Raw genomic sequence first — 19,179 nt, forward strand, 5'->3', positions numbered from 1 at the left:
ATAACGCATGAATGTGATTTTTTTCACAAAATTTTGGGCAACTGATGACTAATTGGTTACGAAATGATGAAAACGGAGTGCAAATGGTCTATGAAAAAATGGAATAGAAATACATTGATTGACATCCTCGATTCAGAGGCCGGCGCAGTTGTCGATAAAGCGCAGCTTAAAGATTGGGGCAGTTGGGGTTCTCTCGGTCAAGCGTGTCCTGGGTCAAGAAATTGGCGCAAATGAAGTTATACCATGAGTTCTCAAGAGCGAAACTGGGACAATACGGCCGTCACGTTATTTTGTTACGTGGCCGTACTTCAAGATAGTAATCGGAAGTTTGCTTCAGAACTGTAGGTCACTTTTTATTTGAAATGTAGCATGGCTTTATGCTAATATAGGAGCAATTAAATCTTGAACGGCAATGATGAGAATAAAAGCCGAAGGCTCTTATGCCCAGAGAGCAAAGGAAACGCTGGAACCTTTGCCGTAATCCTTCGGCCGATGTCGTCTCTGAGCTTTTGACCGAACGCCCGGACCAAGCGCTTGAATCGGGTATGTAGGCTTGAACGGAATGGCACACGTTACCGTGCTGCAGGCAAGGAGTTTCCTTGCCTCACGAGGCCGGAACCGCGAGGTCCAGGCAAAGCAGGGTGGTACCGCGAAAACGAACCCCTTTCGTCCCTTGCGCCAGGCAGCTTGCTGCCGGCCGCAGACGAGAGGGGTTTTGTGCATTTATAAACCAAAAGCGATGAAGAGAAGAAAGGCCGGGGGCTCTTATGCCCAGAGAGCGAAGGAACTGCTGGAACCTTTGCCGTAATCCTTCGGCCGATGTCGTCCCGGAGCAGTCGACCGAAAACCGGATCGTTCAAGCGAGTTGAACGGCGGTGCGTAGGCTCGAACGGAGTGGCGCACGTTACCGTGCCGCAGGCAAGGGGATTCCTTGCCTCATGAGGCCGGAACCGCAAGGTTTCGGCGAAGCAGGGTGGTACCGCGAAAACGAACCCCTTTCGTCCCTTGCGCCAGGCAGCTTGCCGCCGGCCGCAGACGAGAGGGGTTTTTGCCGTATTTCATAGATCAAAAGCGATGAAGAGAAAAAAAGCCGGGGGCTCTTATGCCCAGAGAGCAAAGGAAACGCTGGAACCTTTGCCGTAACCCTCTCGGCTGATGTCGTCTCGGAGCTGTCGACTGAAAGCCTGGATCTAGCGCTTGATCCGGGTGTGTAGGCTCAAACGGAATGGCACACGTTACCGTGCTGCAGGCAAGTAGTTTCCTTGCCTCATGAGGCCGGAACCGCGAGGTTCCCGGCAAACCAGGGTGGTACCGCGAAAAATGAACCCCTTTCGTCCCTTTGCACGGCAGTTTACTGCCTGCAAGTGGGATGAGAGGGGTATTATTTTTTTCGAGGAGGCATCACCCATGGAGAAGTTGGAATTATTTGAAGCGAAAACCGCTGCAATGAGTCAGGATAAGCAGGATGAACAGATTACGGGATCGGAGGCATTGCTGCGCGGCTTGCTGCAGGAAGGCGTTGAATGCGTATTCGGATATCCCGGCGGCAACGTACTGTATATTTATGACGCGATGGTCGGCAACCCGGAATTCAGGCATTTGCTGACCCGGCATGAGCAAGGGGCGATCCACGCGGCCGACGGCTATGCGCGCTCGACGGGGAAGGTCGGCGTCTGCATCGCCACCTCCGGGCCGGGAGCGACGAATCTGGTGACGGGCATTGCGACGGCGTACATGGATTCCGTACCGCTGGTTGTCATAACCGGCAACGTCCCTACAACCGTTATGGGAACGGACGCGTTTCAAGAGGCGGATATCGTCAGCATTACGATGCCGATTACGAAGCACAGCTACCTGGTGCGCGATGTTCGCGAACTGCCGCGGATTATCAGGGAAGCCTTCTATATCGCCGGTACAGGACGAAAGGGGCCCGTATTGATCGATATTCCGAAGGATGTATCGAATCAGCGCATGCTCGCCGAATCTCCGCCGGAGGTGAGTATCAGGGGCTACCGGGCGCCGGAGGAGCAGCCGTTCGATCGTGCTCCCGTCGATGAGCTGATCCAGGCGATCGGGCAGTCCGAGCGGCCTCTCATTATTGCCGGCGGAGGCGTCGTGCATGCCGACGCGTCGGAAGAGCTGATCACTTTCGTGAACAAGACGAACATTCCCGTTGTAACGACGCTGCTCGGCTTGGGCGGCTTTCCGAGCGCCCATTCATGGTGGACGGGGATGGCCGGGATGCATGGCACGTATGCTTCCAATAAGGCAATCCAGAACGCGGATTTGCTTATTTCAATCGGTTCGCGGTTTGACGACCGCGTTACGATGCGGCTGGACGGCTTTGCTCCGCGTGCCGAACGGATTGCTCATATCGATGTCGATCCGGCCGAAATCGGCAAAAACGTCAAGACCGATATCGCCTGCGTCGGGGACATCAAGGCCGTGCTGAGCTATGCGAATACGATCGCCAAGCCCGCTTCATCCGCCGAATGGTTCGCCAAAATTCAAGCGGATAAAATGAACCATCCGCTTCGTTACAACGATTCGGAGACCGAGCTAAAACCGCAGTACGTCCTGGAGATGATTCATGAGATGACGCGCGGCGAGGCTATCGTGACGACAGACGTAGGGCAGCATCAAATGTGGACGGGACAGTTTTACAAGTTTAATCATCCCCGATCCCTGATCACCTCCGGCGGTCTCGGCACGATGGGGTTCGGCTTCCCTTCGGCCATCGGGGCGCAGCTCGGCAATCCGGAACGGCTTGTCATCTCCATCAACGGCGACGGAGGGATGCAGATGTGCGCGCAGGAGTTGGCCGTTTGCGCCATTCACCAAATTCCGGTCAAAATTGTCGTCATCAACAATCAGGTGCTGGGCATGGTCAGGCAGCAGCAGGAAATCATTCACGAAAACCGCTTGAGCCATGTCGATCTGGCGGGCAGTCCCGATTTCGTCAAGCTGGCGCAAGCTTACGGCGTGAAGGGGCTAAGAGCGTCCAATAAGGAAGAAGCGCGGCAGGCCTGGCAGGAGGCGCTGGACACGCCTGGGCCTGTGCTCGTCGAGTTCGTCGTTCCGAAAGAGGAGAATGTATTCCCGATGATAGTGGCCGGCACGACCTTAGATGACATGATAATGGGGGATTCGCAATGAGCAAACAACATACTGTTTCCATACTTGTACTTGATCAGCCCGGGGTGCTGCAGCGGGTCTGCGGTTTGTTCAGCCGGCGCGGCTTCAACATCGACAGCATCACGGTAGGGAGCTGCGAAGAAGCCGGATTATCGCGAATGATTATCGTTTCCACGGGGGACGACCGTGCGATCGAACAGCTGCAGAAACAGCTGAACAAATTGATCGATATCGTCCGCGTGGAGTATTTGAGCTCAAGTCCGATGGTCGCACGCGAGCTAGCCTTGATCAAGGTCCGGGCGGAGCCCGTCCGGCGGCCGGAGCTGCTGGGCGTTGTTGAAACGTATCGCGCCTCGGTTGTCGATTTCGGTGCGGACAGCATGATTATTCAAGCGGTTGGCGACAGCAGCAAGGTTGAATCGATGCTGGAGCTTTTGCAGCCATACGGCGTACTGGAGCTGTCCCGAACGGGGATAACGGCGATCCGGCGCGGCGGGCCGATTTGAACATTCGCGGGTCAAGTGATATAAATAAATGGTCGAAAACTATAGGTAAATGAGGGGTATTATGTCTCGCTGGACGAACATATCGTTTCAAACGAAGCTGCTGCTCGTTTTCTTTCTTCTCAGCAGCATCCCCGCCATGCTGATTGGGACGACCGCTTATCAACGATCATCCGAAATGCTGAACAATCAGACGGGGCAGGATTTGGATGTGATTTTGGCGCAGTTAAACACATCCATTGAACGCCAGATCAATGATTTTGACCGGTTCAGCATGCTGCCGTACTATATGCCGGATATTTTCAGCTTTTTAAATAAACCTTTCGTATCGAAGGATCAGTGGGGAACGGCTGAAATTAACGCCCAGAAAACGATGGTAAGACTGATGAGCGCCTATCCGTCCATTAATTCGTCAATTGGCGGCCTGATGATCTACGGCATGAACGGAACGACCAACGGGTACCGGGCCAGTCTGGAATCATCCATCGATCTTAGCGTCAACATGAAAAATGACAGCTGGTACCGGGAAGTGCTTGATCAGCAGGGCGGATTCGTCATTACAGGGGTGAACGAGATCAGGCAGTTTACGGGGCCGCCCTTCAATGCGATTGTCGGCTCACGACTGTTAATGGATGACAACCATCGTCCGCTGGCGGTGATCGCGATCTTTATTTCGTCTGATTTTATTCAAAAAATCGTCCAGTCGCTGGAGCTGCGCAACGTTCAGGTCACAGTGCTGGACAGGGAGCGGAACTTGATCTATGACACCGATCCATTGCTGACCGAACGGCTGCGGCAAATCGGCACGGATATAAAAAAAGGTGCATGGGAGGCGGACATAGCCGCGGATTCCGGCAAAGTCAATTACAGCGGCGTCTCTTTGAAGAGCGATTATTTGGGCTGGAAAATTTACATGGGCGTAAACAGCGATGAATTGCTGAAAGGAAGCCGTTCGATCCGAAATTTTACGATTGTTATCATCATTGTGCTCGCTTTTGTAGCCGCGGCCGTGTCGTGGCTGCTGGCCAGAGGACTGTCCAAGCCGATATACCGGCTTATCCGTTCTATGCGCGAGGTCGAGCGGGGTAAATTTTCGGCACCCGCAGCCATCGTACGGGAGGATGAAATCGGCCAGCTTGAAAAAAGCTATGTTCGGATGGTTCACCGGCTGGACGAGCTAATCTACTCCATCGAGGAGAAGGAACGCCAGAAGCGCAATGCGGAACTGTATGCGCTGCGGGCGCGTATTCAGCCGCACTTTCTGTATAATACATTAAATTCGATACGCATGCTGGCGATTCTCCAGCAGTCGCCGCAAATCGCAAAGCTGATCCAATCGTTGAACAAGCTGCTGCACGCCAATATGAAGCTGGACAGCGAGCTCGTCACATTGCAGGACGAAATTCGCCTGCTGAAGGATTATGCCACTTTGATGGATTTGCGGTATACGAATGTATTTGAAATCGAATGGCGCATCCCGGAGCAGGTGATGAACGCCGCCGTGCCCCCGATGCTGCTCCAGCCGCTGCTTGAGAATGCGATATTTCATGGTGCCAAAGGGCTGGAAAGGAAGCTGATTATCACGGTTGAAGCCGGTTTGGAGGACGGAGGGCGTACTTTATCGATCGTTGTAGCGGATAACGGCGCCGGTTTTTCCGACGAAGCATGGGACAAGCTCCAGGAGCCGGCCGACGATTCGGAGCACACGGCGAATATCGGCCTGCGCAACGTTCGGGACCGGATTCAGCTGCGGTTCGGGCACGATTACGGCTTGACGGTTGATCGCGATGCCGGCCTTACCCGTATTAGGCTTCGCATGCCCTATCGTGAGGTCTGATTTTAGAAATCCGGACAATTTCGATATCTTGCTGTTCCATTCGAAAAAGCGTACACAGACCGCCCATCGGGGGTATACTGTGGTTGGAGGTGAGGCAATGGACGGCAATCAAAACCAACCGGATACGCAAGGAAACGGTACCCATAAGGCTGACGGTCAAGTGATTTACGACCGTAGGGCCGATGCTGACGCAGCGGAAATGCCTGAGGCGGGTACGTATAAAATTGACGCCTACGAAGCGCGAATGACCGACGAAAAATGGTGCGCCATTGTGAACAACGATGCATCGTACGATGACAAGTTTTTTTATGCCGTCAAAACAACGGGCATTTTTTGCAGACCTTCCTGCAAATCGAAAGCCCCGAAGCTGGAAAATGTGCGCATTTTTTCATCCGCCCGCGAGGCTCTTGCCGAAAGCTTTCGCCCCTGCAAAAGGTGCAGGCCGACCGGCGAGCGACTGCCTGATTATGAGTGGGCAGACCAGATCGTGCATTACATCGACATGAATTACAGCGAGAAGCTTACGCTGGAGACGTTGGCGGATATGTGCCATGGCAGTCCTTATCATTTGCAGCGCACCTTCAAGAAGGTTACAGGCATAACGCCGGTCGAATATATCCAGCAGACGAGAATCAATAAGGCTAAGGCCGACTTGACCGGATCCCGCAAGCAAATATCCGACATCGCCTTAAGCGTAGGCATGCCGAATACGCCGTATTTCATCACGCTGTTCAAAAAACTAACCGGGCAAACGCCGGCCGAATACCGTCAATTCAACCAACAAATGACCAAACCGGAGGTGCACCGCAGTGGAAACAAAAATTAAAGGAACAATCTATTGGTCTGTGTTCGTTCACGATGAATGGAAGCTGCATATCGCCGCAACGCAAAAAGGGCTTTGTTACGTAGGTTCCCCGGTCAAACCTTTCGAAGAGATGGCCGCTTGGGCGGACAACCGGTTTCCCGGTTGGGCATGGACGCGGGACGATGCGTTGCTGCAGCCGTATGCCGCGGAGCTGCGCGACTATTTTCGGGGCGGATGCCAAAGCTTTACATTGCCCGTCGATTGCCGGGGCACTTCGTTTCAGCTTGCCGTATGGAAGGCGCTTGGCGAAATTCCGTACGGCAATACGCGGTCCTACTCGGAAATCGCCCGGCATATTTCACGCCCGGCTTCGGTGCGCGCGGTTGGAGCAGCCATCGGCGCCAATCCGGTGCTTATTGCCGTGCCGTGCCACCGGGTTATCGGTAAAAACGGCTCATTAACCGGCTACCGGGGCGGGTTGGAGATGAAGACGAAGCTGCTGCGGCTGGAGCGGGAAGGTATGTCTGCTCGGGAAGACATACCGGCTGAGGGGAGCGCGCGGCATGCCTGATCGTCTTGCGCAGCGAATCGCCGAATTGGATTGGGACGCGCTGCAGCACATGCTGGACGCGCAGGGCTATGCACTCGTTCCGGGCCTTCTGGACCCGGAGCAGTGCGGCGAAATCATACGAACTTACGGAGAGGGCGCTTTGTTTCGGAGCACGATCGATATGGCCCGGTATCGGTTTGGCATCGGGGAATACAAGTATTATCAAGCTCCGCTGCCGGATATGGTGCAGCAGCTGCGCGAGGCATTGTATCCCGGGCTTGCCCGAACGGCGAACCGTTGGCTCAAGCAGCTTGGGCACGATGCTGTTTATCCGGACTCACTGCAGCCCTTTTTGGCGCAGTGCCGCGAGCAGGGGCAGCTGCGTCCGACACCGCTCATTCTCAAGTATGAAGCCGGCGGCTACAACTGCCTGCATCAGGACTTGTATGGCGACGTTTACTTTCCGTTTCAGGCGGTGTTCGCATTGAATCGGGCAGGGACCGATTACGACGGCGGGCAATTTTTGCTGGTGGAGCAGCGTCCAAGAATGCAGAGCCGAGGCCACGCGATTCCATTGGAGCAGGGTGCGATGCTGTTATTTCCGACGAATCACAGACCTGTCCCCGGGTCGCGGGGATATTACAAAGCCACGCTCCGGCATGGCGTCAGCACGGTCGCCTCGGGCACGAGATACAGCCTCGGCATCATTTTTCATGATGCGAAATAAATGCCCGTATGCAACGCGATAATTCGAAGTATGCGCAGCAGCCTTGAGAGGGGCTGCTTTTTTTGCAGCGTGTCGAAAATCGGCGGCCGCAGGCACGACAGGCCAGTCCGTTTGACGGAAGAATGGGAAGAAGGGCATACTAATAGTATTCATAGGGATTCGAGCTTATTAAAGGAGCGTCAGCATGTGGAATTTAATGGTGGTGGAGGATGAGGCGATCGTCCGGATCGGTCTTCGCTATATGGTCAACTGGGAAAGCTACGGCGTCTATTGGAAGGCGGAGGCGTCGAACGGCGAGGAAGCGCTGCAAATAATGGAATCGGAAAATATTCATATTGTGATGACGGATATTCGTATGCCGGGGATGGACGGACTGGAGCTCGCGAAACAAATCAAGCAGCGCAATCAGGCGGTGCAGATCATTTTTTTAAGCAGCTACGACAATTTTGCTTATGCCCAGGAAGCGATCCGGATCGGGGCTGTCGATTATTTGCATAAACCGACGATGGACGAAGAGGAAGTGGCCAAAACGTTGATCACCGTCGTCGCCCGTCTGGAGCAAGCGCCGGCCGACGATCCGCATTTGTCGGAGGAGGACCGGAACAATTATTATTTGTCGCTGCTCGATAAGTATACGTTTCCGGAAACTCGGTATCACTCGGCGCTCGAAACGAATGATTTTCAAACGGGCTATTGGTTGACCGTATTCCGCAAAAGGGACGATGCGGTGCCGGACAGCGAGGATGCGGATTCATTGCGGTTCATGTCCCTCCAATATTTAATCGACGAATATGTTTCGAAGGATTGGGGAGGCGTCGTGTTTCACCGCAGCTTTCGCGAAATTATATGGATTGCGCCGGGCGCGGCAAAGTCCGGTCAGGAAACGTACGCCGACCGTGGCAAATATTTGGACAGCCTGCGGCAAAAGGTGTTCGAGCTGCTCAATATTGCGCTCATTTCATCGGCAAGCTCGCTCTATCCGGACATCGGGCAGCTCCCGGAGGCATATATGGAGGCGCTTCTCCAGCTGCCGATCAACGAGCAGAGCGACAACTTTATCGTGCGGAAATCGAAAGCGTTCGTCGACAAGCATTTGCTGGAGGACGTGACTTTGGCCAAAGTCGCTGCGGAAATTCATGTCAGCGCCGGATATTTAAGCCGCGTCTTTTTAAAGGAGCTCGGCGAAAATTTTTCCGACTATGTCATTCGCAATAAGCTCGAATACGCGCAAAAGCTGCTTCGCGAGACGAACAAGAAAGTATATGAGATCGCCGCGGACATCGGGTATACGAATCCGCATTATTTCAGCAAGCTGTTCAAAGAACGCATCGGCATGACGCCCTTGGAATACCGGAATCAATAACCATCCGGATAACTCCTTGTCCATTCTTCCTGTCAGCGGCCCCTTCAGCATCTGCACGCATCGTGCGGAGGCAGGAGGGGTTTTTGTATGCTTCAAGCGGTGTTTGGACGGACCGAATTTGTACCCATATGCTGGAAACCGGATCAAAAAAACATACAAAAAGTACAAAATCATCTAGTTGCCTGCGAAACTGCCTGCCGGCTGCCGCCGAATACGTACGTTTTGCTAACAAAAGAGCAGGTTTAGCTTCTACTCATGACGCTGAGAATCGTTAAAATGGAGCATACAGTAACAATTAAACAGAAAGGATATCCTATCAATGAGCGAACAATTGCAGCAAACAGAAACCGTAGAACGATGGGGAAGATTCGAATTCCGGGCAAAAGGGCCTGAAAACGGGAATCCGTATGCCGACGTGCAGTTTTCAGCACGCTTCAGCTATAAGCATCGCGTTGTGGAGGTTGACGGCTTCTATGACGGAGACGGGCAATATTGTATCCGGTTTATGCCGGAAAGTTTGGGAGAGTGGTCGTTCGAAACGGTCAGCAATATTTCCGGGTTAAACGGGCTGAAAGGTTCGTTGAATTGCACGGAGCCTTCGCAGGGCAACCGCGGTCCGGTTCGGGTCGACAACGTGTATCATTTTGCGTATGCCGACGGTACTCCTTATTTCCCGGTCGGCACCACCTGCTACGTCTGGAACCACCAGGGCGAAGAGCTGGAGGCGCAAACGCTGAAAAGCTTGAGCGAAGCTCCGTTCAACAAAATCCGCATGTGCGTGTTTCCGAAGCATTACGACTACAATCATAACGAGCCGGAGACGTACCCTTTTGCAGGCTCGCTTGACAAAGGCTGGGATTTTACCCGTTTCAGCCCGGCATTTTGGAGTCATCTGGAACGCCGCATCGACGATTTGCAAAAGCTGGACATCGAAGTCGATCTGATTTTATTTCATCCGTATGACCGTTGGGGCTTTGCGCAGATGAGCGCCGAAGCGGATGATTCGTATTTGCGCTATTTGTTGGCCCGGCTATCTTCGTTCCGCAACGTTTGGTGGTCGCTCGCTAACGAATATGATCTGATGTACGAGAAGAAGATGCAGGATTGGGACCGGTTCTTCCATATCGTTCAGGCCCATGACCCGTATCAGCATTTACGCTCGATCCATAACTGGCATAATCCGGAGCGCCATTATAGAAGCAATCAGCATTGGTACGATCACGGCAAGCCGTGGGTGACGCATGTCAGCATTCAGCATCCCGACTTGAATTTCGTTCCCGAATGGCGCGAGCAGTTCAAAAAGCCGGTCGTCATCGACGAATGCCGCTACGAAGGCAACTTGAATCACGGCTGGGGCAACATTACGGCCGAGCAGATGGTCGAATGCTTCTGGAAAGGGATGGCTCAAGGCGGTTATGTGACGCATGGGGAAACGTTCGTCCATCCGGAAGATATCATCTGGTGGTCCCACGGCGGCAAGCTGCACGGCGAAAGTCCGGCGCGCATCCGCTTCCTGCTCGACATTATGGCGGAAGGTCCGCAGCTCGGAAAAACGGCGATCAACTTCAAATGGGATGCAGCCGCCGGCGGCATCGATGGCGAATACTACCTTGTCTATTTCGGAAGCAGCCGACCCGCTTTCCGCTTGCTGGAGCTGCCGGAAGGCATTCGCTTCGACATCGACCTGATCGATACTTGGGAAATGACGATTACCCCGTTCGAGGATACTTTTGAAGGTAAATGCCGCGTGCCGCTGCCGGGCAAGCCTTATCAGGCGCTGCGCATTCGCAAAGCCGATTAAGCTGCCGGATGCAGCTCAATGCGACTACATTTTTTAAGGGGGAAACTTAGATGAAAAAAGCAGTATCGGTAATCATGAGTGCGATTCTCGTAGGCGGGATTGCCGCGGGATGCTCTTCGCAAGGCGGAGACGGGAAAGAAACCGCATCGAACAACAATGCCCAGAAGGATGCAGGTCAAAAAGTAAGCATTTCGATTTGGACGCTGGATACGCATTTGTTCGCCGATCCGGTGATTGAAGATTTCAAAAAGGAAAATCCGAATATTGACGTGCAGCTCACCAAGTACGGCGTAGACCCGTTTAAGGAAGCGCTCAAGGTTGCCGCCAATTCCAAGACATTGCCGGATTTGTGGTTTACATGGGGCGGCTCGCTCGGATCGTTTTATCCGGAAAACGGCTTGACGATGGATTTGACTCAGGTGGCCAAAGACCACGGCTGGTCGGAGAAATACAATAAAGCGGCTATCGATATGTCGACCTTCGGCGGCAAAATATCGGGTGTGCCGCTCCACTTGAATGTGCTCGGCATGTGGTATCCGAAAAGCGTATACAGCAAATTCAGCTTGAAAGCGCCGGCCACGTTCGCCGATTTTGAAGCGCAGCTGAAAACGATCAAGGACGGCGGCGTAACTCCTTTGTCGTTCGGCGGCAAAGGGGGATGGCATACGATGCGCCTGACCGAGCAGCTGCTTGAGCATTTTGCCGGACCTGAGCTTCATGACAAGCTGAAAGGCCTGCAAGCTTCATGGAACGATCCGGCTGTGGTCAAGACGTTCGAGAAGCTGAAGGAGTATACGGATAAGGGCTATTTCTCCAAAGGCTATATTTCGCTGGATCCGAACGAAGCGGATGCGCTCATTTATCAGGAGAAAGCCGGCTTCGTCATGGAGGGAACATGGTTCGACCGCAATATTATGAAAGCGGGCTTCGACCCGACCAAATTCGACGTATTTAATTTCCCGAACGAGCAAAAGCCTTCCCGCGTGTCCAGCTTTACGGAAATGCTGCAAATTAACGGGAAAATCGACAAGGCGAAGCAGGATGCCGCCTTGAAACTGGCCGAATTTATGACGGGCGCAGCCGAAGTGAGCAAGCATGTGGAAAAATACGCGACTCCTGCGGCGCTGAACGTTACCTATTCGGATAAAACGCCGCACATCAAGCAGATGATGGACAATTCCAAGGACGGCACGTTCTTGATTACCGACCAGGCTTTACCGCAAATCATCGCGCAAAAGCTGTTCGAATGCCAGGATAAGGTGGCCCTGGGCGAATGGACGCCGCAGCAAGCCGCCGAGGCGATGGAGAAAGCCTCCGCAGACTACAAGAGCAAACAGAAATAAGGCTTGACGCCGGATTTAACGAAGTTGGATAAACATGTGGACGTTTCGGGCGATCAGACCGTTGATCGCCCGAAGCATTTCCCGAAAGGAGGGTCACAGATTGAAAATCGGGGGAATGAAGCCATGGTTGTTCATATTGCCCGCGCTTCTCATTTATTTGACGGTCATTTTCATTCCGTCTATGTACACGCTGTATCTCAGCTTTTTCAGCTGGAACGGCGTTGCCGAGCATAAAGATTTTGTCGGCCTGCAAAATTACGCAGAGCTGCTGTTCCATGATTCCGTGTTTCCGAGAGCGCTGAAAAACAACCTGCTCTGGATGATCGGTTCGCTCGTTTTAATTCTGGGCCTCGGTCTCGTTCTTGCGCTGTTGTTGAACAAAAAGATGAAAGGGCGCACCTTGTTCCGCGGCATTTTTTATTTCCCGTACGTGCTGTCCGGGATCGTCGTCGCTACGATGTGGGCATGGATGTACAACCCGACCCAAGGCTTTATCAATAAAGTGCTGGAGACGGTCGGGCTCGAATCGTGGACACATGCGTGGCTTGCCGAGCCGAAGACGGCTCTGTACGCCGTATTCGCGGCAGCATTGTGGCATGGCGTCGGACAGCCGCTCGTGCTGTTTCTGGCCGGGCTGTCGGCAATTCCGCAGAACCCGTACGAAGCCGCCTACATCGACGGCGCCAAGCCGTACCAAACGTTCTGGTACATTACGATCCCGCTGCTGCAGGAAACGTTCGTCATTGTCGTCGCCACGACGATGATCGCATCCATGAAAGTATACGACATTATTTATGCAATGACGGGCGGCGGTCCGGCCGAAAGCACGCAGGTGCTGTCGTCGCTGATGTACTACCAAACGTTTAAATATGCGAATATCGGGCTCGGCTCGGCGATTTCGTGGTTTCTTGTGGTCATCGTGATGATCGTCATTGTTCCGTATGTTTACTACACCACAAAGAAATCGCATTTATAACGGCGGAAAGCAGGTGAATTGGAAAATGAACAACCAGCTGACTCATCCGGCTTTCGGAATTTTGAGATATGTGTGTTTAATCGTATTGTCCGTCATCTTTTTAATACCGGTCGTATTTATCGCGTTTACGGCGGTCAAATCGAATGCGGATTTGCTCAGCCGGCCCTTCTACGCCTTCCCGGAAAAAATCCAATGGTCCAACTTCCCGGCGGCGTGGGATCAAGGGAAAATCGGCATGTACATGAAAAATACGATCATCATCTGTCTGGTTAAAGTGCCTTTGGGCATATTGGTCGAGGCGTTGGCGGCTTTTGCCCTCACCCGGCTCAACTTCAAATGGGAAAATGCGCTGTTCGTCTTTTTCCTGGTCGGTATGATGGTGCCGATGCAGGCGACGCTCGTGCCGCTGAATATGTTTTTGAACAAAGTGCATCTGGTCAGCACTTATCCCGGAATTATTCTGGTTTATATCGGCTTCGGCATTCCGTTCGGCATTTTAATATTGCGCGGTTTTTTCCGCACGATTCCGAAGGAGCTGGACGAAGCGGCGCTGATCGACGGCTGCGGCGTGATGGGCAAATTTATCCGCATCATTCTGCCTTTATCGATGCCGGCCGTGGCGACGCTCATTATTTTCGACTTTATGGCGACCTGGAACGAATTTTTGCTGGCGCAAATTTTTATTACCAAAGACGCCATGAAGACGATTACGACAGGACTATTATCGTTCAAAGGCGAGCATTCGACGGATTATACGCTGATGAACGCCGCCGTGTTGATGTCAGTCGTACCGATTTTGATCGTTTACGTTTCGTTTCAAAAATATTTCGTTAACGGCTTGGCCGGTTCTGTGAAAGGGTAACGGCTGGCGCCATCAAGAAATCGGGAGACAGCAGCGACTCGGAATGATCCGCCAGCGCAGCGGTCATGATTCAGCGGACTTTAAGACATTTTAGTCTATTGTAGCCCCGCCGACCGGGAAATTATGCGCCCGGTTCAACGCCTGCGCGTTTCCCGAGGCTTCGCTCATGCATGCGAAGGGCCATTTTCATAAAACGGATGAGATATGGAGGAATGACGGATGAAGAAATTAAAGCTGGGCTACGCCCCGACGCGCCGGTTCGTATTTAGCGCCGAGGACGCATTCAAATACAAAGTGCTAATTAGAGAGACAATCGAAAGCTTCGGGTTGGACATCGACATCGTCGACCTGGAAGGCCTCAATTCGGAGGGACTGCTTTACGACGATCATATTAACGCCGAGCTGATCATCGACCGGTTTCGGGAGGAGAAAGTCGATGCCGTGTTCTTCCCTCACTGCAATTTCGGTACCGAGGATACGGTTGCCCGCGTCGGCAAAGCGTTGGGCAAGCCCGTTCTGCTATGGGGACCGCGCGACGAGGCGCCGCTTGAAGACGGCATGAGGCTGCGCGACACTCAATGCGGCTTGTTTGCGACCGGTAAAGTGCTCCGCCGGTTTAACGTACCTTTCACTTATATTACGAACAGCCGTGTGGACGATCCGGTATTCGAGCGGGGGTTCGGCAATTTTGCTGCGGCGGCGAATGTCGTGCGCCAGTTCCGCAGTTTACGGATTTTGCAGATTGGGCCGCGTCCGGCTTCGTTCTGGACGATGATGTGCAACGAAGGCGAGCTGCTGGAGCGGTTCGGCATCGAAATTCACCCGATTACGCTGGTCGATATTCAGCGCGCCGCGAAACGGATTGAATCCGGCAGCTCCGACGAGCTGGCGGCAGCGATGGATTACATTAAAGCAAAGCTCGACTGGTCGGAAGTGACCGAGGCGGATGTCAGACGCATTGCCGCATTAAAGGTTGCGATGAAGCAGTACGCGCTGCAAACGGGGAGCACGGCGATTGCGATCCAATGCTGGTCCTCGCTGCAGGATGCGATGGGCATTATGCCATGTCTCGCCAATGCGATATTGACGGACGAGCAAATTCCGGTAACATGCGAGACGGATATTCACGGCGCAATTACTTCAGTGATGGTGCAGGCCGCTTCGATGAACCAGGCGCCGACGTTTTTTGCCGATTTAACCGTTCGCCATCCCGACAATGCCAACGGCGAGCTGCTGTTTCATTGCGGCAATTTCCCCGTATCGCTCTCGGTGGAAAACAAGCCGAAGCTGCGCAAGCATTTTTTGTTCGACGATCATTCCCCGGGCACGCATGAAGGGGAGATCAAGGGTGGCGGTATGACACTGGCCCGGTTCGACGGCGACCATGGCGATTACCAGCTGTTCCTCGGTCGCGCCCGCGGCATTCAAGGCCCGTATACGCGCGGCTCCTACGTATGGGTGGAAGTGAACGATTGGCCGTTATGGGAAGAAAAGCTGGTCAAAGGACCGTATGTGCATCATTCCGTCGGCATTCATGCCAATGTGATCCCTGCTCTTTATGAAGCCTGTCAATATATTCCCGGCCTTACGCCCGATCCGGTCGATCCGACCGAGCAGGAAATTCAAGCTTGGCTGCGGGGCAAAGGCCTGTAATTCAAGGAGGGACTTATGGATATTCGGGAGCTGAAAGCAAAAGCGGTGCAGATCCGGATGGATCTGCTGACGATGATTCACCGGGCGAAGACGGGACATACCGGCGGTTCGCTGAGCAATACGGATATTTTGACGGCTCTTTATTACCGGATTATGAAGATCGATCCGGCCAGGCCGAAATGGGAAGGCCGGGACCGGTTTATTGCGAGCAAGGGCCATTCGGTCGAATCGCTCTGGTGCGTTCTTGCCGATCTCGGCTTTTTCCCGAAGGAGGAGCTCGAAACGTTCAGCCAATTCGGCACGAGACTGATCGGGCACCCGAACAACAAGGTGCCGGGCATCGAGATGAACACCGGAGCGCTCGGTCACGGGCTCGCCATTTCAGTCGGGATGGCGCTTGCGGCCAAACGCGACGGCAAAGCCTATAAAGTTTACTGCCTGATGGGCGACGGCGAGCAGGCGGAAGGATCCGTATGGGAAGCGGCAATGGCGGGGCCGCATTACAAGCTGGACAATCTGGTCGGGATCGTAGACCGGAACCGGCTGCAAATCAGCGGAGGGACGGAAGAAGTGATGGGTCTTGAGCCGCTGGAGGAGAAGTGGGCGTCTTTCGGCTGGCATGTCGTTTCGATTGACGGCAACGACATGGGGGCGCTTGTCGAAGCGCTCGAGGCGGCGCCCGCCGCCCCAAGGAAGCCGACGCTGATCATGGCGAACACGGTCAAGGGAAGAGGCGTCAGCTTTGCGGAAAATGTTCCCCATTGGCATCACCATGTGCCGAACGCTGAGGAGCTTGAGCTGGCATTGAACGAATTGACGGCAGCATTGGAGCTTTTGAAGCAGGAAGGGCGGGTGCAATAAGCTATGAAAAATCAGATTCCTAACCGGCAGGTTATTTGCGAGACGCTTTCGGAGCTGGCCCGGACGGATCGCGACATTATGGTACTGGCCAGCGATTCGCGCGGTTCCGCGGCGATGGCGCCGTTTGCGAAGGCCTATCCGGAGCAATTCATAGAGGTCGGGATAGCGGAACAAAACATCGTCGGCATTTCGGCCGGCCTCGCCCACTCGGGGAAAAAACCGTTCGTCACGTCGCCGGCTTGCTTCCTCAGCATGCGGAGCATCGAGCAGATCAAGGTGGACGTCGCTTATTCCGCCACCAATGTGAAGCTGGTCGGGATCAGCGGCGGCGTCAGCTACGGCGCCCTCGGCATGTCGCACCATTCGCTGCAGGATCTTGCCGTAGCCCGGGCCATTCCGGGCTTGGCGGTGCTGATGCCGGCCGACCGCCACGAAACGAAAAAAATGACGGAGGCGCTTGTCCGTCATAACGGCGGCGCGTATATCCGGATCGGGCGCAATCCGGTAGAAGACGTATACGAGTCGGACGAGTACGAGTTCGAAATCGGCAAAGCCGTTACGATGCACGACGGCTCGGATTTGACGCTGATTGCCGCCGGAGAGACGGTCAAGGTTGCCTTGGACGCGCATGAAGCGCTGCTGCAGGCGGGAGTATCGTGCCGCGTCGTGAACATGCATACGATCAAGCCGCTGGACGAGGAAACGATTCTTCGCGCAGCCCGCGAGACGGGACATATCATTACGCTGGAAGAGCACAGCATCCACGGCGGCCTGGGAGCTGCGGTTGCGGAAGTCGTCGTGCAGCACCGGCCGGTGCCGATGCGAATCGTCGGAATTCCCGACGAGCCGGCGATTGCCGGAAAGACGGCGGAGGTGTTTCGGCATTACGGCATCAGCGCGGATCATATCAAGCAGCTCGCTCTTTCTATGCTGAACGCATAGGAGCCGTCCGATGATGAACCAAGATTATATTTTGGCGATCGATCAGAGCACCTCCGCCACGAAGTCGCTGATCGTCGATCGGGTCGGACGCATTGTCGCCAAAAGCTCGGCCGAGCATACACAGTATTATCCCCAGGCGGGCTGGGTCGAGCATGACCCGATGGAAATTTATGCGAACGTCAAGAAAACGGCGCAGCAGGCTTTGATGCAGGCCGGCATCGAAGCCGACCGGCTGGCCGCCTTAACCGTAACCAACCAGCGCGAAACGGCTGTCATGTGGGACAGCTCGACCGGTCAACCGGTGTACAATGCTATCGTATGGCAGTGTCAGCGGACGGCTGACAACTGTGCGGCGCTTAGGACGGCCGGGCATGAGTCGTCCGTTCAAGCCAAATCGGGCTTGATGCTGGACCCGTATTTTTCGGCTGCCAAGTGGGGATGGATGCTGGAACAAGTGGAAGGCGTTCGGCAAAAGCTGGCCGAAGGCAAGCTGCTCGCCGGCACTATCGACAGCTGGCTGGTCTGGAAGCTGACCGGCGGAGCCGTTCACGCGACGGATTATACCAACGCAAGTCGGACTTCGTTATTTAACATCCATTCTCTTGGTTGGGATGAGCAATTATGCGAGCTGTTCGGCGTTCCGATCCAATTGCTTCCGGAGGTGAGATCGTCCGACGACGTATTCGGCTATACCGGCGATCCCGAGCTGTTTGCGGCGCGCGTGCCGATCTCCGGCATCATCGGGGACTCGCAGGCGGCGCTGTACGGACAGCTTTGTTATGAGCCCGGCATGGCCAAAGCTACGTACGGCACCGGAACGTCGGTGCTTATGAATGTCGGAGAGAAGCCGGCGGTTTCCGGCAACGGACTCGTAACCGCGATCGCGTGGGGAATGGGCGGCAAGGTCGCCTATGCGCTCGAAGCCGTGATCCGGACGTCCGGCGACAGCATCAAGTGGGTACGCGACAATCTGGGACTGTTCGGCAGCTTTGACGAGATGGAACGGCTGCTGGAGCAGGCTCCCGACAATGAAGGCGTCTATATGGTTCCGGCATTTGTCGGTCTGGGAGCCCCTTACTGGGACCCGTATGCGAGAGCGGCAATTACCGGAATGAACCGGGGCACCGGCAAGGCTCACATTATTCGCGCCGCCCTGGAAAGCATCGCCTATCAAGTGCGGGATGCGGTCAAACTGATGGAACGGGAATCCGGAGTCCGGCTGAAGGAGCTGCGAACGGACGGCGGCGCCTCCGATAACGGGCTGCTGATGCAGTTTCAAGCCGATCTGCTGGAGCGGGAGGTCATGAAATCCGAGATCTCCGAATTGTCTGCCTTGGGTTCGGTTTACATGGGCGGGCTCGGAGTCGGATTTTGGAGCTCGATTGACGAAATTGCCGCTTCCCATAAATTGTACCGAATGTATACGCCAGCAATGGCTGCCGCCCAGCGTGACCGGCTGTGCGAGGGCTGGGAACGTGCGGTGGCGTCGGTGCTGGGAACGGGGCCGGGCTGCCGGGAAGCGGAGCACGGCGCACAGCCTGCGGCAAACGGCTGAACCAGGCTTCGCACGCAGCATTTATTCATTCGCAAGGCTCATTAACAAGCTTATGAACAAGCTCATTAACAAAGCTCATGAGGACGCTCATCGCTTCCTTATGAGCTTTTTGGCTGCTTGGGAAGGATGCGCCGGCTCATCTTGTGCTGTGATGAACGGCAGATACGGTTTCGGACAATGGCTCGCGCTCGAACGAGCCGAAGCTCATGCATTCGGGCTGCCGCACGCTTGCTCCGAAAAGGTGACTGAATTAGCAGAGCTGCCAG

At 54.4% G+C, this 19,179-nt stretch carries 15 protein-coding genes; all 15 read left to right on the top strand.

The genetic code is table 11. From position 1 onward, the window contains the following. The first annotated feature begins 1,446 nt into the window (after positions 1 to 1,446). The 15 genes from ilvB to glpK all read left to right on the top strand — a co-directional run bounded on the left by ilvB (position 1,447) and on the right by glpK (position 18,913). Positions 1,447 to 3,156 (top strand): biosynthetic-type acetolactate synthase large subunit, encoded by a 1,710-nt coding sequence (gene ilvB, locus E1757_RS03775; protein ID WP_246079027.1) that lies wholly within the window; start codon positions 1,447 to 1,449, stop codon positions 3,154 to 3,156. After that, positions 3,153 to 3,641, top strand: a complete 489-nt coding sequence (gene ilvN / locus E1757_RS03780; protein WP_133225463.1) for an acetolactate synthase small subunit — start codon at positions 3,153 to 3,155, stop codon at positions 3,639 to 3,641. Before ilvB ends, ilvN begins: the two co-directional genes overlap by 4 nt. A 61-nt stretch (positions 3,642 to 3,702) precedes the next feature. Next, the gene (locus E1757_RS03785) at positions 3,703 to 5,475 is read left to right on the top strand and encodes a sensor histidine kinase (RefSeq protein ID WP_133225464.1); all 1,773 of its coding nucleotides are present in this window, start codon (positions 3,703 to 3,705) and stop codon (positions 5,473 to 5,475) included. Positions 5,476 to 5,674: 199 nt separating this feature from the next. Beyond that, positions 5,675 to 6,301 carry a bifunctional transcriptional activator/DNA repair enzyme AdaA gene (locus E1757_RS03790; protein ID WP_133225694.1) on the top strand — a complete coding sequence of 209 codons (627 nt, stop codon included), beginning with the start codon at positions 5,675 to 5,677 and terminating at the stop codon, positions 6,299 to 6,301. Continuing rightward, positions 6,285 to 6,851 (top strand): methylated-DNA--[protein]-cysteine S-methyltransferase, encoded by a 567-nt coding sequence (locus tag E1757_RS03795; RefSeq protein ID WP_133225465.1) that lies wholly within the window; start codon positions 6,285 to 6,287, stop codon positions 6,849 to 6,851. Before E1757_RS03790 ends, E1757_RS03795 begins: the two co-directional genes overlap by 17 nt. Further along, on the top strand, positions 6,844 to 7,557 hold the full coding sequence (locus tag E1757_RS03800; RefSeq protein WP_133225466.1) for a 2OG-Fe(II) oxygenase: 714 nt from the start codon (positions 6,844 to 6,846) through the stop codon (positions 7,555 to 7,557). The genes E1757_RS03795 and E1757_RS03800 overlap by 8 nt, the downstream gene beginning before the upstream one ends. Before the next feature lie 184 nt (positions 7,558 to 7,741). Beyond that, entirely contained in the window at positions 7,742 to 8,920 is a 1,179-nt protein-coding gene (locus E1757_RS03805) for a response regulator (RefSeq protein ID WP_133225467.1), read from the top strand. A gap of 319 nt (positions 8,921 to 9,239) precedes the next feature. Then, entirely contained in the window at positions 9,240 to 10,721 is a 1,482-nt protein-coding gene (locus tag E1757_RS03810) for a DUF5605 domain-containing protein (protein ID WP_133225468.1), read from the top strand. A 50-nt stretch (positions 10,722 to 10,771) separates the two neighbouring features. Next, on the top strand, positions 10,772 to 12,064 hold the full coding sequence (locus E1757_RS03815) for an ABC transporter substrate-binding protein (protein ID WP_133225469.1): 1,293 nt from the start codon (positions 10,772 to 10,774) through the stop codon (positions 12,062 to 12,064). Between the two features lie 115 nt (positions 12,065 to 12,179). Beyond that, positions 12,180 to 13,040 (top strand): carbohydrate ABC transporter permease, encoded by an 861-nt coding sequence (locus tag E1757_RS03820; RefSeq protein ID WP_133225695.1) that lies wholly within the window; start codon positions 12,180 to 12,182, stop codon positions 13,038 to 13,040. Between the two features lie 25 nt (positions 13,041 to 13,065). Beyond that, a complete protein-coding gene (locus tag E1757_RS03825) occupies positions 13,066 to 13,902 on the top strand; it encodes a carbohydrate ABC transporter permease (protein ID WP_133225470.1) in 837 nt (278 codons plus the stop codon). Positions 13,903 to 14,121: 219 nt separating this feature from the next. Then, the gene (locus E1757_RS03830) at positions 14,122 to 15,555 is read left to right on the top strand and encodes an L-fucose/L-arabinose isomerase family protein (protein WP_133225471.1); all 1,434 of its coding nucleotides are present in this window, start codon (positions 14,122 to 14,124) and stop codon (positions 15,553 to 15,555) included. A gap of 15 nt (positions 15,556 to 15,570) precedes the next feature. Further along, the gene (locus E1757_RS03835; protein WP_133225472.1) at positions 15,571 to 16,416 is read left to right on the top strand and encodes a transketolase; all 846 of its coding nucleotides are present in this window, start codon (positions 15,571 to 15,573) and stop codon (positions 16,414 to 16,416) included. Positions 16,417 to 16,419: 3 nt separating this feature from the next. Next, entirely contained in the window at positions 16,420 to 17,358 is a 939-nt protein-coding gene (locus E1757_RS03840) for a transketolase family protein (protein ID WP_133225473.1), read from the top strand. A 13-nt stretch (positions 17,359 to 17,371) separates the two neighbouring features. After that, complete coding sequence (glpK, locus tag E1757_RS03845; RefSeq protein WP_133225696.1) at positions 17,372 to 18,913, top strand: glycerol kinase GlpK; 1,542 nt, start codon at positions 17,372 to 17,374, stop codon at positions 18,911 to 18,913. Positions 18,914 to 19,179 lie beyond the last annotated feature (266 nt).

Source organism: Paenibacillus piri, from assembly GCF_004354045.1.
Taxonomy (GTDB): Bacteria; Bacillota; Bacilli; order Paenibacillales; family NBRC-103111; genus Paenibacillus_S; species Paenibacillus_S piri.